The following is a 12,872-nucleotide window of genomic DNA, read 5'->3' on the forward strand; positions in this document are numbered from 1 at the left end:
ATCACAAAGGGTGTCCTTTCAACGCACGCCAGGCAGTCCATGAATTGACAGCCGTCACCACAGCAATAAGAAACATCGGAATGCTTGTCCGAGATTCCTGATAATGTATATACAAGATACCGACAACAAGGGCACAAAGAAATAAGATGCAGTTAATAATCAGCAATGCCCTATTGAGCTTCGGATTATTCTTCTTTTTCGGTGCCAACTGGTTATGCAGTCCTCCATTTTGCTTCATGAGTTCAAAAATTGAGTAATCACTTTCAAGGCTTCCGCTTTAGCTGTTTCCAAGTCATCATTCACAATCACCGTATCAAATCTCGATGCAAAGCCCAATTCATATTCGGCTTTCGCCACGCGACTCTCTATCACTTCGGGAGCATCTGTTCCGCGTCCTACCAGGCGCTTGCGCAATTCCTCCACCGAAGGCGGTTGAATGAAAACAGACAATGCACGTTCACCATAGAATTTCTTAATATTGCAACCACCCACTACATCCACATCGAACACAACATTCTGCCCGGCAGCCAATTGTTTTTCCACCTGCTCCTTCAGTGTCCCGTAAAAACGGTCCTGATACACCTCTTCATACTCCAAGAATTCATCATTGGCTATGCGGTGGCGGAATTCATCGGGAGTCAGAAAGAAATATTCCACTCCATCTTCCTCCGTTCCGCGAGGCGGGCGACTGGTTGCCGAGATGGAAAATGAGAGATTCAGATTCTGAGTCAGCAGATAGTTGATAATCGTCGACTTTCCGGAACCCGAAGGGGCTGAAAATATGATAAGTTTTGCCATGAAATTTAAATCACATTACATTCAATACTTGTTCCTTGATTTGCTCCAGTTCATCCTTCATCTGAACGACAATCTTCTGCATCTCCGCATGATTGGACTTACTGCCCAAGGTATTGATTTCACGTCCCATCTCCTGAGCGATGAACCCTAACTTCTTGCCTTGGCCGGTTCCGGTTTCCAGCGTATTGATAAAATATTTCAGATGATTGCCAAGACGCTGTTTTTCTTCGTTCACATCCAGCTTTTCGATGTAGTAGATGAGCTCCTGCTCCAGGCGGTTCTTGTCATAATCCACACTCAAGGTCTTTTCCAGTGCATCTGTAATACGTTCCTTCACTTTGGCTACACGCTCTTTCTCATAGGGAGCGATAGTCTCCAACAGATGGGAGATGTTGGAGATCTTCTCACGGAACTTCTTTTCAAGGGCAGCTCCTTCCTGCTTACGGAAGTCCACCAGCGCACCGACAGCCTTTTCCACAGCCGAATAAACCACAGCCCATTCTTCCTCACTCAGTTCCTGCGTTTCATTCTTGGTCATCACATCCGGCATGCGGAGCAACGTGGCAAACCAGTCCGTCGCATCCGGCACAGGTATTCCTAGATTTTCTGATATAGCACAAATCTGCTTGTAATATCCCTCCACCAATGTCTGGTTGATGGGAGTGGCGCTTTCCGCACTCTCTTTCTTTTCTATCCAAAGACTGAAATCCACCTTTCCGCGTTCCAGTTTCCGTGATATTTCATTACGGATTTCCATCTCCTTCTCACGATAAAGCGGAGCAATGCGGGCAGATAAGTCCATTGCCTTACTATTGAGCGACTTTATTTCAACGTTGATTTTCTTATCAGGCAGTTCGACGGTTGCTTTGCCGTAGCCTGTCATGGATTGTATCATAATGTTATAGTTTTGCGCAAAATTACACGATTATTTTAATTAGTGAAAATAATCACGTAAATTTGCCACAATAAAATCAAGAATAAAAGTTATGTCATGTATCTTGCATATTGAAACGTCCACTTCTACCTGCTCCGTAGCCGTGAGCGAGGACGGACAGAACGTTTTCAAGAAAGAGGACCTGAATGGCCCTTCACACGCCGTTTCATTGGGAGTCTTTGTGGACGAGGCGCTATCCTTTGCCGATAGCCATGCCATGCCGTTGGATGCAGTCGCCGTAAGCTGCGGCCCAGGTTCGTATACCGGGTTGCGTATCGGCGTGTCAATGGCAAAAGGTGTCTGCTATGGACGTAACCTGCCACTAATCGGACTGGAAACCCTGAAAGTTCAGTGTGTACCGGTATTACTCTACCACGATGAGCTACCCGACGACGCACTGCTCTGTCCCATGATTGACGCCCGCCGCATGGAAGTCTATGCTGCCATCTACGACCGTGCCTTGAAACCGGTGCGCGACATTGCAGCCGATATTGTGGACGAAAACTCCTACCTGGAATTCTTAGAGCGACATCCCGTCTATTTCTTCGGTGACGGTGCGGCCAAATGCAAAGAGAAAATCACGCATCCCAATGCACACTTCATCGACGGCATCCGCCCGCTTGCCAGCATGATGTTCCCGTTGGCAGAAAAGGCAACAGCCGAACAAGATTTCAAGGATGTGGCCTATTTCGAACCCTTCTATTTGAAGGAATTCGTAGCCGGCACGCCAAAGAAACTTATTTAGGGTTTAGCGATTAGGGATTAGGGATGAATACCATGCGGTATCACTACGTAGCCCATTAATCACTAACCACTAATCGCTAAACCCTAATCACTAATCATTGAACATTAATCACTAATTAAAGATGCAATATAACACCCAACAAAAACGGATGCCCCTGCCCGAATATGGCCGCAGCATCCAGAATATGGTAGACCACGCGCTGACAATCGAAGACCGCGCAGAACGCCAGCGCTGCGCAAATACAATCATCAACATCATGGGAAACATGTTTCCCCATTTGCGCGATGTGCCCGACTTCAAACATAAGCTGTGGGACCACCTTGCCATTATGGCCAACTTCCAACTGGATATAGATTATCCGTACGAGATTATCCGCAAGGACAATCTGAACACTAAGCCGAAGAGTATCCCCTACCCCAGTACCAAAATCCGTTACCGCCACTACGGCCGTACGCTGGAAGTACTGATAAAGAAAGCTATCGAATTCCCGGAAGGAGACGAGAAACAGAACTTGATAGCCCTCATCTGCAATCACATGAAGAAAGATTACATGGCATGGAATAAAGATACCGTCGATGACCGTAAAATTTCAGATGACCTCACCGAACTCTCTGACGGAAAACTGCAAATGACAGACAGCATCGTCCGACTCATGGCCGAACGTATTGACCAGAACTACCGTCCGAAGGTGAATAACCAAAATAACCGGAATAACAACCGGAACAATAAACGAAAATACTAAAATTGAATGATTAGCGATTAGTGGTTAGTGATGAATGTCATGTGGCATCACCATGCAGACCACTAATTACTAATCACTAACCCCTAATCACTAACTTCATGGCATCATTTGTAATCGAAGGAGGACACAGACTTTCCGGTGACATTTACCCCCAAGGAGCAAAAAACGAGGTGTTGCAAATTATCTGCGCCACATTGCTCACTGCCGAAGAGGTGACTGTGCACAATATCCCGGACATACTGGACGTCAACAACCTTATCCAATTGATGCGGGATATGGGAGTCAGCGTATCTAAAAAAGGCATTGACACTTACAGTTTTCAAGCTGCCGACATTGATTTTGCCTATCTGGAAAGTGACGCGTTCCTGAAAAAATGTTCCAGCCTGCGCGGTTCCGTCATGCTGGTGGGGCCGATGGTGGCACGTTTCGGCAAGGCCATGATTTCCAAGCCGGGCGGAGACAAGATAGGACGCCGCCGTCTGGATACACATTTTATTGGTATCCAAAATTTAGGAGCCAACTTCATCTATAATGAGAAACGTGGCATCTACGAAATATCAGCCAAACAACTGCATGGCAGTTATATGCTACTCGACGAGGCATCTGTAACGGGAACCGCCAATATTGTAATGGCAGCAGTCCTTGCCAGAGGCAAGACCACCATCTACAACGCCGCCTGCGAACCCTACGTGCAGCAACTTTGCAGAATGCTGAACCGGATGGGAGCTAAGATAGAAGGCATCGCCTCCAACCTCCTGACTATCGAAGGAGTGGACGAGCTGCACGGAACCGAGCATACCATCCTCCCCGACATGATTGAAGTGGGCAGTTTCATCGGCATGGCAGCCATGACCCGTAGCGAACTGACCATCAAGAATGTCTCCTACGAGAACTTGGGAATTATCCCCGACAGTTTCCGCCGCCTCGGCATCAAGATGGAGCAGCGAGGAGATGACATTTACGTGCCCTCACAAGAGACGTACCAGATAGAGTCCTTTATCGACGGCTCCATCATGACCATTGCCGACGCACCCTGGCCCGGACTGACACCAGACTTGCTCAGTGTGCTGCTGGTGGTTGCCACCCAGGCAAAAGGCAGTGTACTCATTCACCAGAAAATGTTCGAAAGCCGCTTGTTCTTTGTGGACAAGCTGATAGATATGGGAGCGCAAATTATCCTCTGCGACCCGCACCGCGCCGTTGTCATCGGTCACGACCACGGCTTTAAACTACGTGGCGGCAACATGACCTCGCCCGATATCCGTGCGGGCATCGCCCTGCTGATAGCTGCCATGAGTGCGGACGGCATCAGCCGCATCCACAACATAGAGCAGATAGACCGTGGCTATCAGAACATCGAAGGGCGACTGAATGCGCTCGGAGCAAGAATAACAAGAATAGAATAAGATGATAAAGAGAGAAGAAGTATATAAGATAGGTATATTCAACAAGCCCCACGGCATTCACGGAGAACTATCGTTCACTTTTACGGATGACATCTTCGACCGGGTGGAAGCCGAATACCTAATCTGCCTGCTGGATGGTATACTGGTGCCTTTCTTCTTGGAAGAATACCGTTTCCGCTCCGACACCACCGCCCTTGTCAAACTGGAAGGCGTGGACACGGCAGAACGCGCCCGCATGTTCACTAATATTGAGGTCTACTTCCCCGTAAAGCATGCAGAAGAGGCAGGACCAGGTGAACTGAGTTGGGACTTCTTCGTCGGTTTTCGTATGGAGGAAGTACATCACGGCACGCTGGGAGAAGTGACGGACGTGGACACATCGACCATCAACACACTGTTTGTGGTGGACTATCAGGGAGAAGAACTGCTGGTGCCGGCACAAGAAGAGTTTATCATAGACATTGACCAGAAGCACAAGGTCATCACCGTAGACCTGCCGGAAGGTTTGATAGCTTTGGACGAAACAGAAGAGGTATGAAAAAGAAACGAAGAAAAGCATTTTGGAGTAACATCAAGTTCAAGTACAGACTGACGATTACGAACGAGAATACCCTTGAGGATATCATCACGTTGCGCGTATCCAAGCTGAACGGACTGTCCGTATTGCTCTCCGTGCTGTTCGTATTGTTTCTCATCGCCTCCCTGATCGTAGCCTTCACCCCGCTGCGCAACTACCTGCCGGGATATATGAACAGTGAAATCCGTGCCCAGGTAGTGGAGAATGCCTTGCGCGTAGATTCCCTCCAGCAACTGGTGAACAGACAGAACCTCTATATCATGAATATCCAGGACATCTTCCAGGGCAAGATAAAGGCAGATACCATACATTCCATCGACTCGTTGACCCACCTGCGCGAAGATTCGCTCATGGAACGTACACAACGGGAAGCCGAATTCCGCAAACAGTACGAGGAGACAGAAAAGTACAACCTGACGAGCATCACCGCTCGCCCCGAAATAGACGGACTGATTTTCTACCGCCCCACACGCGGCATGATTTCATCTCCCTTCAATGCCGAAACAAAACACTTCGGCACGGACATTGCCGCCAATCCGGGCGAAAGCGTATTGGCCACCTTAGACGGTACCGTCATACTGAGTACCTATACTGCCGAGACGGGTTATCTGATAGAAATACAGCACAACCAGGACTTCGTGTCAGTCTACAAGCATTGCGGCTCTCTGCTGAAACGGGAAGGAGATGCGGTGAAAGGGGGTGAAGCCATCGCACTGGTAGGAAACACCGGCGAGCTGTCCACCGGTCCCCACCTTCACTTCGAGCTGTGGCATAAGGGCAGGGCCGTAAATCCCGAGCTTTACATCGTATTTTAGTCTCCAAATAGTAAATTGTAAATAGCATAATAGTAAATGAAACAGATTGCCATACTCGGTTCTACCGGTTCCATCGGTACACAAGCGTTGCAGGTCATCGAAGAACATCCCGACCAGTACGAAGCATACGTATTGACCGCCAATAACCGCGTAGAGGAACTCATAGCCCAGGCACGCAGATTCAAGCCTGAGGCAGTGGTAATAGCCAACGAATCGAAATACACGCAACTGAAAGAAGCGCTTGCCGACCTACCTATCAAGGTATATGCCGGCGCAGATGCCCTCTGCCAGATTGTGACCGAAAATCCCATTGATATGGTATTGACCGCCATGGTGGGATATGCAGGGCTGAAGCCCACCATGAATGCCATCCGAGCCCGTAAGCCGATAGCCCTTGCCAACAAAGAGACGCTGGTGGTGGCGGGAGAGCTCATCAATGACCTGGCACGCTTCAGCGGTGTCCCCATCCTACCCGTCGACTCCGAGCACTCCGCCGTTTTCCAGTGCCTGGCCGGTGAGATAGGCAACCAAATAGAAAAAGTGATACTGACTGCCTCCGGAGGTCCGTTCCGCACCTGCACTATGGAGCAACTAACAACCGTCACCAAAGCGCAAGCACTGAAACACCCCAACTGGGACATGGGCGCCAAAATCACGATAGACTCTGCTTCCATGATGAACAAAGGGTTCGAGGTAATCGAAGCCAAATGGCTGTTCGGTGTACGTCCCGACCAGATAGAAGTCGTGGTACACCCGCAATCCGTCATCCACTCCATGGTACAGTTTGAGGACGGTGCCGTGAAAGCACAACTGGGAATGCCGGACATGCGCCTGCCCATCCAATATGCCTTCTCCTATCCCGACCGGTTGAAAGCCTCTTTCCCGCGCCTGGACTTCAAGCTGTGCACGGAACTGACGTTCGAGCAACCGGACACCACCCGTTTCCGTAACCTCGCCCTGGCCTACGAAGCGCTACATCGTGCAGGCAATATGCCTTGCATTGTCAATGCCGCCAATGAAGTGGTGGTAGCTGCCTTCCTGCAGGACAAAATTTCGTTCCTTGGCATGAGTGAAGTAATAGAAAAGACCATGTCGCGCGTATCCTACTTACAGAAGCCCACCTATGAAGACTATGTGGCTACGGATGCCGAAGCCCGACGGATAGCAGAAGAGCTGATTTGATAGATACACCGGAATGAAAAGAATTATAAAAAACATCTACTCATTTGATACGTTAAATAAGAAAACGTACCTTTGCGAAAATTATAAAAATCGTAAAACAGCAAATAATTAGATGGAAACATTCTTGATTCGTGCCCTGCAACTCATTATGAGCCTCTCGTTGCTCGTTATTGTTCATGAGGGGGGGCACTTCCTTTTTGCGCGTCTGTTCAAGACGCGGGTAGAAAAGTTCTGCTTATTCTTTGACCCTTGGTTCACATTATTCAAGTTCAAGCCCAAACACAGTGACACAGAATATGGTATCGGGTGGCTACCCTTAGGTGGTTATGTAAAAATAGCAGGTATGATAGACGAATCTATGGATACCGAACAGATGAAGCAACCCATGCAGCCATGGGAGTTCCGTGCCAAGCCGGCATGGCAGCGCCTGCTAATTATGGTAGGCGGTGTATTGTTCAACTTCCTGCTCGCATTGTTCATCTATTCCATGATACTTTTTACTTGGGGCGACGAATATATACCAGTACAAAAAGCCCCATTGGGTATGGATTTTAACGAAACAGCCAAAGCCATAGGCTTCCGCGACGGCGATATCCTAATATCTGCCGACGGGGTACCATTCGAACGCTATGACGGCGACCTGCTGACCAGTATTGTCGATGCCCGCCAGGTAAGCGTATTGCGTGACGGGGAAGCTGCTTCAGTCTACATCCCCGAAGACATGATGAACCGCTTGCTGGCAGACAGCGTGCGTTTCGCCAGTTTCCGTTTCCCTTATGTAGTCGACAGCCTGATTGTAGGATACCCTGCCGCTTCCGCCGGTCTGCAAGTAGGTGACAGCATCACCCACTTGGATGGAAAGTCAATAGCCTACTACGACTTCAAAGAAGAGATGCTGAAGCGCAAGAAAGCCAACGCATCCCATGAGGTAACCTTGACATACGTCCGTAACGGTGTGACAGACACCTTGAGCATGATGACCAATGCCGACTATGAAATAGGCGTAGCAGCACGTACGGCAACCGACAAACTGCTGCCCGTTGTCCGCAAGGAATACAGTTTCCTTTCCTCTTTCCCTGCCGGCGTATCTTTGGGGGTAAAGACTCTGAAAGGCTACGTAGGCCAGATGAAATATCTTTTCTCCAAGGAAGGAGCCAAGCAACTCGGAGGTTTCGGAACCATCGGCAGTATTTTCCCCGCCACGTGGGACTGGCACCAGTTCTGGTACATGACGGCATTCCTCTCCATCATCCTTGCCTTTATGAATATTCTGCCCATCCCTGCACTGGACGGTGGACACGTGTTATTCCTCATTTACGAAATCATTGCACGCCGCAAGCCCAGCGACAAGTTTATGGAACGTGCGCAGATGGTGGGCATGTTCCTCTTATTCGGTTTGCTGATTTGGGCAAACTTCAATGATATACTGAGGTATTTCTTTTAAAGAACAAGACATAAAAAAACGCATCATCCATTCGCGGTAGAACGGATGATGCGTTTGCATCAAACAGATGATGTATTCGGGGCAAGCAGACGATGCGTTTGAACCAAACACATCATCTGTTTTTTTTGTGTCTTATACCAAATGGCCGATCCACTCTTCGCGGTCGCCCGGAAGCAGGTCTATTACCGGAACTTCAACCATTGTATAGCAACCAGGCTGCTGACGCATAGCGGCACGCGCCACACATACCAGCACTTGTGCCGTGAGGGCAGGATTGTTGATACGCATGTTGAACTCAAATAGCTGGTTCTGCGTCTTGCCAGACACACCTTTACGGGTCAGGTTTACCCCATGACCCATATCGAGCAGTGCGTCCACACTCGGAACCAATTTTACATGTGTTTCGTCATTCACGAAGTACGGGTCGGCTTTGATGGCTGCAGCCACCTTATCAAATTCGTAACCATCCTTCAACTCAATGTACACCATACGACGGTGAATGCCGGTTCCTGTAGGAATAGTCATGGAAAGAGCGGCTTTCACACCTTCGATGGCCTTTACAGCCACGGTGTGTCCCATGCTCATACCCGGACCAAAATTAGTATAGGTAATGCCTTTCGGAGCAATGGCTTCCAGCATAGTGCGGACAATGGAGTCACTACCCGGGTCCCAGCCGGCAGAAATGATGGATACCGTATTATGCTTTTTAGCCTCTGCATCCAGTGTGCGGCGCAAGGCAGTGATACCCGTATGGATATCGAAACTGTCCACAGTATGAATGCCTAAAGCAAGGATCTCCTTTGCATACTCTTCCACCTTGCGGGTAGGCGTACAAAGGATAGCAACATCCACGTCTTTCAGTTCCTTGATATTCTTCACAACGGGATATGCACTCAGTTCCGCAGGACAGTTTTCAGCTCCGGCACGGCGTACTACACCGGCAATTTCGAAATCGGGAGCTGCTTGCAGGGCTTCGAGCACATAATGCCCGATATTACCATAGCCAACGATGGCCGCTCTTACTTTTTTCATTCTTTTTATGAATTTATTTATCAGTTTTCTACTTTATCGGCGCAAAAGTAAGCATTTTAATTTATTATATCGGCAGAACTCCCTGCTGTTTCACACAGTTTTTCTTTTTTTAGTGAGTGAAAGTCCAATAATAATTCATACATTCGCAGATGATATGTATGCAAGGCGCATTTTGGGCCGACAAGTAAAAGAATTATGATAGAATACATCAGAGGCGGAATTGCCGAACTAAGTCCGGCAACCGCAATAATAGACTGCAACGGATTGGGATACGGCGTCAATATTTCATTGAACACGTATGCCGCCATCCAGGGCAAGAAAGAATGCAAACTATATATATACGAAGCTATCCGTGAAGACGCCTATGTCCTCTACGGATTCGCCGACAAGCAGGAACGCGAACTATTCCTGCTGCTCATCTCCGTTTCAGGCATCGGCGGAAATACAGCCCGCATGATTCTCTCGGCACTCTCGCCATCCGAACTGATAAATGTCATCAGCACGGAAAATGCCACTCTACTGAAAACAGTCAAGGGTATCGGGCTGAAAACAGCCCAACGGATAATTGTGGATTTAAAAGACAAAATCAAGACCGGCAGCGTTGTAGCCGGCAACGCAGGGACCATAGGTACACTGGTATCGACAGCCAACGCACAAGTACAAGAAGAAGCCGTAGCCGCCCTTACCATGCTGGGCTTTGCACAAGCCCCCTCACAAAAAGTAGTGCTTGCCATTTTGAAGGAAGAACCAAGTGCACCGGTGGAACAAGTCATCAAATTGGCATTAAAAAGACTATAACCTTTATCTAAAACAAATCATGACAACAATCAACATGCAATATTGGTTGGGGGCCAATGAACGCACCCGCGTACTGCCAACAGACAAATGGTACCTCGACTTCGCCACAAGCATCCTGCCCCTCGTCAAAGCCTCTCCTCTGTTCAACAAGGAAGAGCTGCGTACCCAAATTGACGCAGCCATCTCCCTCGGCATGTACTTTCAAGATGCCATTGCCCAAAGCGGAGGCTGGAAACTTTTCTCCGAAGCCTTTCAGGGAGTATACGGAACTTACCTGCCGTTCTATCCGCTGAGTGACGATTATACGCCCGATGAAATAAATCAGGAAGACATTGCATTCGTACTGTGGACATTGAAATCACAATTCAGCATTTTTGACAAGGAATACACCTTGTTCAGTCCTTATGACAAAGACCTGCTTGCATTAAGCCAAAGCGCCTATGAACTGATGGATGCACGTTTCGAAGAAGCTCCCATCAGCAAGGGAGAATCTTCCTTCCTTTGGGTAATGGGACTTGATTTACTGGATATACCCATTACTCCGCTGCCGGAAGTCACTCCGGAAACCAAACTGAGCAAAGATGCCGCCCACTGTCTGGAATACAGCCAGGGGAAACCGCTGCTATACTTCACCGATTACAAGGAGCTTTGCACTTTCTTTGTCAATGTCTTGGGATGGGAAAACAAACGGTCCGCATTATTGCCCGACCTGGAATACAAAAAAGAGTTCGTGATTTATGCCAACGCCAAAGGTATGCTCGTAGCCCACAACGTGGCCGCCTATTTCTGTGAAGAACATAACCCGATGTACGATGCCAAACGCGCTGCTGCAGAGGGTTACAAGATGTTCTGCCAACCTGGAGAGTGTCCGTTCGACCTGCTGAAATACGGAATGACCAAAGGAATTCTACCCGATGTGGAACTTCCCTTCTTGAAAGGAAAAGAAACACTGCATCAATATTGGGACTTTATAGCCCGCTACTACTTATGTGAATATTATGAAGGCGAGTAACCATTCCGGCATAAAGCCCAAACGGAGCAACAAGGCCAAGCCAACCGGAAAACGGATTGGTAAATCCAAACCTTCGAAAGCGAATAATCAGCTTAACAGAAGGGTAAAATAATTGAAAATGGATAATGGAAAAATAAACAGTGCAGCGTATTTATTGAAACCGCATGGCAATTTTCCATTATCCATTATCAATTTTCAAAGTTCCACAATCTCTTCCTTACACAACGTCAGTTTCTCCACTCCTTCCGCTGTTATAACCCAAGAGTTTTCGATACCAACGGGACCAATGCCCGGCAAAACAATTTTCGGCTCCAATGCAAAGACCATACCCGGCTCCAACTCCTGCTTCATACGCGGAGCCAATACCGGCATTTCATTGATTTCCAAACCGATGCCATGACCGATAAACTTGGCCTTTTGAGTGGCTCCCATAAAGTTGTCGGCAAAGCCTGCTTTGGTGACAATATCGATAGCGAGATTGTAAAGGTCCTCACAAACAGCACCCGGTTTCGCTTTTTCTACAACAGCCTCTTGTATGTCCAGGCAAACTTGATGGGCAACATATGCCTTTTCCGGCAGCTTTCCGATAGAGAATACACGGCTCATGTCTCCCATATAGCCATAGAAGTTACCCCCCATATCAACCATAAAGCTCTGACCGGGCTGCAACAGTGCACCGTTCACACTGATAGGCAGTGACGGGTCAAGTCCCTCGCCTCCCAGAGCAAAATCATAGGGGGCAGGCGCAGTGGCATTGTCTCCTGCCAGCAGACTTCCCATAAAAATCTCCATACTTTGTCCGAAGGTACGAAAAATACCCAGACAACCTTCCAGACGCATCAGGCGCTCTATTTCGATGGATAACTGGCGGTCTGTCATTCCTGGTCTATAAACCGAGGGTATTTGTTCGTAAGCTTTAGCATGTGCAATGCCGGAACGACGGAACATCTCAATCTCTATTTCAGTCTTGACACTTCGGGCCTTCCGGATAAGTGCCGTACCACAAGGAAGCACCTCCGTTTCAGGGAAACACGCAGCCAAACGGTTATATTCCGTAAAAGACAACTCATCCCCCTCCAGCATCAACCTCGCAGGTATGGGCAAACCACATTCCTTTAGTAAGTCAGGCAGTTGTTCCGGTTTACGGATAGGATGAATATGTTCCCCTTCAATATTGTTAGGACGTTTGATGAATAAACGGGCGGGAGCATTCAACGGCAGATACAAGTAACCGCTGACGACACGTCCGTACGTATAGATTAAGTTTACATTGCAAGCGATAAGAGCGGCATCAATCTCTTGTTGAGCCATGAGAGAGCGTATTTTATCACGTCTCAGTTTCAATTCAGGTAGTAACATCTCTTTGTCATTTATGGTTTCTCGGATA

The 12,872-nt window shown here is 48.2% G+C and carries 14 protein-coding genes; 9 read left to right on the forward strand and 5 right to left on the reverse strand.

The window, feature by feature from the left end; all coding sequences use genetic code 11:
• Position 1: 1 nt before the first annotated feature.
• From ITJ87_RS17915 to ITJ87_RS17925, 3 genes are read right to left on the reverse strand one after another with little or no spacing between them, the layout of a single operon-like run.
• Positions 2-238, reverse strand: a complete 237-nt coding sequence (locus ITJ87_RS17915; RefSeq protein WP_117600501.1) for a hypothetical protein — start codon at positions 236-238, stop codon at positions 2-4.
• Positions 235-798: a guanylate kinase gene (gene gmk, locus ITJ87_RS17920; protein WP_117600502.1), complete on the reverse strand. Its 564-nt coding sequence runs from the start codon at positions 796-798 to the stop codon at positions 235-237. The genes ITJ87_RS17915 and gmk overlap by 4 nt, the downstream gene beginning before the upstream one ends.
• A gap of 10 nt (positions 799-808) precedes the next feature.
• Positions 809-1,693 (reverse strand): YicC/YloC family endoribonuclease, encoded by an 885-nt coding sequence (locus ITJ87_RS17925; protein WP_057281641.1) that lies wholly within the window; start codon positions 1,691-1,693, stop codon positions 809-811.
• Between the two features lie 91 nt (positions 1,694-1,784).
• Here ITJ87_RS17925 and tsaB point away from each other — a divergent pair, with 91 nt between their 5' ends.
• The 7 genes from tsaB (at position 1,785) to rseP (ending at position 8,643) form a co-directional block, all read left to right on the forward strand.
• Entirely contained in the window at positions 1,785-2,477 is a 693-nt protein-coding gene (gene tsaB / locus ITJ87_RS17930; RefSeq protein WP_117600503.1) for a tRNA (adenosine(37)-N6)-threonylcarbamoyltransferase complex dimerization subunit type 1 TsaB, read from the forward strand.
• Between the two features lie 121 nt (positions 2,478-2,598).
• On the forward strand, positions 2,599-3,219 hold the full coding sequence (locus ITJ87_RS17935; RefSeq protein ID WP_117964143.1) for a DUF4290 domain-containing protein: 621 nt from the start codon (positions 2,599-2,601) through the stop codon (positions 3,217-3,219).
• 98 nt (positions 3,220-3,317) lie between these two features.
• Positions 3,318-4,625 (forward strand): UDP-N-acetylglucosamine 1-carboxyvinyltransferase, encoded by a 1,308-nt coding sequence (gene murA / locus ITJ87_RS17940; protein WP_117600505.1) that lies wholly within the window; start codon positions 3,318-3,320, stop codon positions 4,623-4,625.
• 1 nt (position 4,626) lies between these two features.
• A complete protein-coding gene (rimM, locus tag ITJ87_RS17945; RefSeq protein WP_005826980.1) occupies positions 4,627-5,163 on the forward strand; it encodes a ribosome maturation factor RimM in 537 nt (178 codons plus the stop codon).
• On the forward strand, positions 5,160-6,017 hold the full coding sequence (locus tag ITJ87_RS17950) for a M23 family metallopeptidase (protein WP_005826982.1): 858 nt from the start codon (positions 5,160-5,162) through the stop codon (positions 6,015-6,017). The genes rimM and ITJ87_RS17950 overlap by 4 nt, the downstream gene beginning before the upstream one ends.
• A 36-nt stretch (positions 6,018-6,053) precedes the next feature.
• Positions 6,054-7,199 carry a 1-deoxy-D-xylulose-5-phosphate reductoisomerase gene (locus tag ITJ87_RS17955; RefSeq protein ID WP_005826984.1) on the forward strand — a complete coding sequence of 382 codons (1,146 nt, stop codon included), beginning with the start codon at positions 6,054-6,056 and terminating at the stop codon, positions 7,197-7,199.
• A gap of 112 nt (positions 7,200-7,311) precedes the next feature.
• Entirely contained in the window at positions 7,312-8,643 is a 1,332-nt protein-coding gene (gene rseP / locus ITJ87_RS17960) for an RIP metalloprotease RseP (RefSeq protein WP_005826988.1), read from the forward strand.
• A gap of 132 nt (positions 8,644-8,775) precedes the next feature.
• On the opposite strand, the gene ITJ87_RS17965 is transcribed toward rseP, so the two are convergent.
• Positions 8,776-9,675 carry a diaminopimelate dehydrogenase gene (locus ITJ87_RS17965; protein WP_044467617.1) on the reverse strand — a complete coding sequence of 300 codons (900 nt, stop codon included), beginning with the start codon at positions 9,673-9,675 and terminating at the stop codon, positions 8,776-8,778.
• A gap of 195 nt (positions 9,676-9,870) precedes the next feature.
• Here ITJ87_RS17965 and ruvA point away from each other — a divergent pair, with 195 nt between their 5' ends.
• Together ruvA and ITJ87_RS17975 are read left to right on the forward strand one after the other, a co-directional pair.
• Positions 9,871-10,473: a Holliday junction branch migration protein RuvA gene (ruvA, locus tag ITJ87_RS17970; RefSeq protein ID WP_117964142.1), complete on the forward strand. Its 603-nt coding sequence runs from the start codon at positions 9,871-9,873 to the stop codon at positions 10,471-10,473.
• 19 nt (positions 10,474-10,492) lie between these two features.
• Positions 10,493-11,485, forward strand: a complete 993-nt coding sequence (locus ITJ87_RS17975; protein WP_009038001.1) for a DUF3843 family protein — start codon at positions 10,493-10,495, stop codon at positions 11,483-11,485.
• A 195-nt stretch (positions 11,486-11,680) separates the two neighbouring features.
• On the opposite strand, the gene ITJ87_RS17980 is transcribed toward ITJ87_RS17975, so the two are convergent.
• A complete protein-coding gene (locus tag ITJ87_RS17980; RefSeq protein ID WP_117964235.1) occupies positions 11,681-12,844 on the reverse strand; it encodes a Xaa-Pro peptidase family protein in 1,164 nt (387 codons plus the stop codon).
• Between the last annotated feature and the right edge of the window lie 28 nt (positions 12,845-12,872).

Origin of the sequence: Bacteroides sp. HF-162, assembly GCF_015679285.1 — a bacterium.
GTDB classification, from domain to species: domain Bacteria; phylum Bacteroidota; class Bacteroidia; order Bacteroidales; family Bacteroidaceae; genus Bacteroides; species Bacteroides uniformis.

Coding starts and splice junctions, on each gene's coding strand:
- ITJ87_RS17915 (WP_117600501.1), bottom strand. CDS start 238: ATGAAGCAAAATGGAGGACTGCATAACCAGTTGGCACCGAAAAAGAAG.
- gmk (WP_117600502.1), bottom strand. CDS start 798: ATGGCAAAACTTATCATATTTTCAGCCCCTTCGGGTTCCGGAAAGTCG.
- ITJ87_RS17925 (WP_057281641.1), bottom strand. CDS start 1,693: ATGATACAATCCATGACAGGCTACGGCAAAGCAACCGTCGAACTGCCT.
- tsaB (WP_117600503.1), top strand. CDS start 1,785: ATGTCATGTATCTTGCATATTGAAACGTCCACTTCTACCTGCTCCGTA.
- ITJ87_RS17935 (WP_117964143.1), top strand. CDS start 2,599: ATGCAATATAACACCCAACAAAAACGGATGCCCCTGCCCGAATATGGC.
- murA (WP_117600505.1), top strand. CDS start 3,318: ATGGCATCATTTGTAATCGAAGGAGGACACAGACTTTCCGGTGACATT.
- rimM (WP_005826980.1), top strand. CDS start 4,627: ATGATAAAGAGAGAAGAAGTATATAAGATAGGTATATTCAACAAGCCC.
- ITJ87_RS17950 (WP_005826982.1), top strand. CDS start 5,160: ATGAAAAAGAAACGAAGAAAAGCATTTTGGAGTAACATCAAGTTCAAG.
- ITJ87_RS17955 (WP_005826984.1), top strand. CDS start 6,054: ATGAAACAGATTGCCATACTCGGTTCTACCGGTTCCATCGGTACACAA.
- rseP (WP_005826988.1), top strand. CDS start 7,312: ATGGAAACATTCTTGATTCGTGCCCTGCAACTCATTATGAGCCTCTCG.
- ITJ87_RS17965 (WP_044467617.1), bottom strand. CDS start 9,675: ATGAAAAAAGTAAGAGCGGCCATCGTTGGCTATGGTAATATCGGGCAT.
- ruvA (WP_117964142.1), top strand. CDS start 9,871: ATGATAGAATACATCAGAGGCGGAATTGCCGAACTAAGTCCGGCAACC.
- ITJ87_RS17975 (WP_009038001.1), top strand. CDS start 10,493: ATGACAACAATCAACATGCAATATTGGTTGGGGGCCAATGAACGCACC.
- ITJ87_RS17980 (WP_117964235.1), bottom strand. CDS start 12,844: ATGTTACTACCTGAATTGAAACTGAGACGTGATAAAATACGCTCTCTC.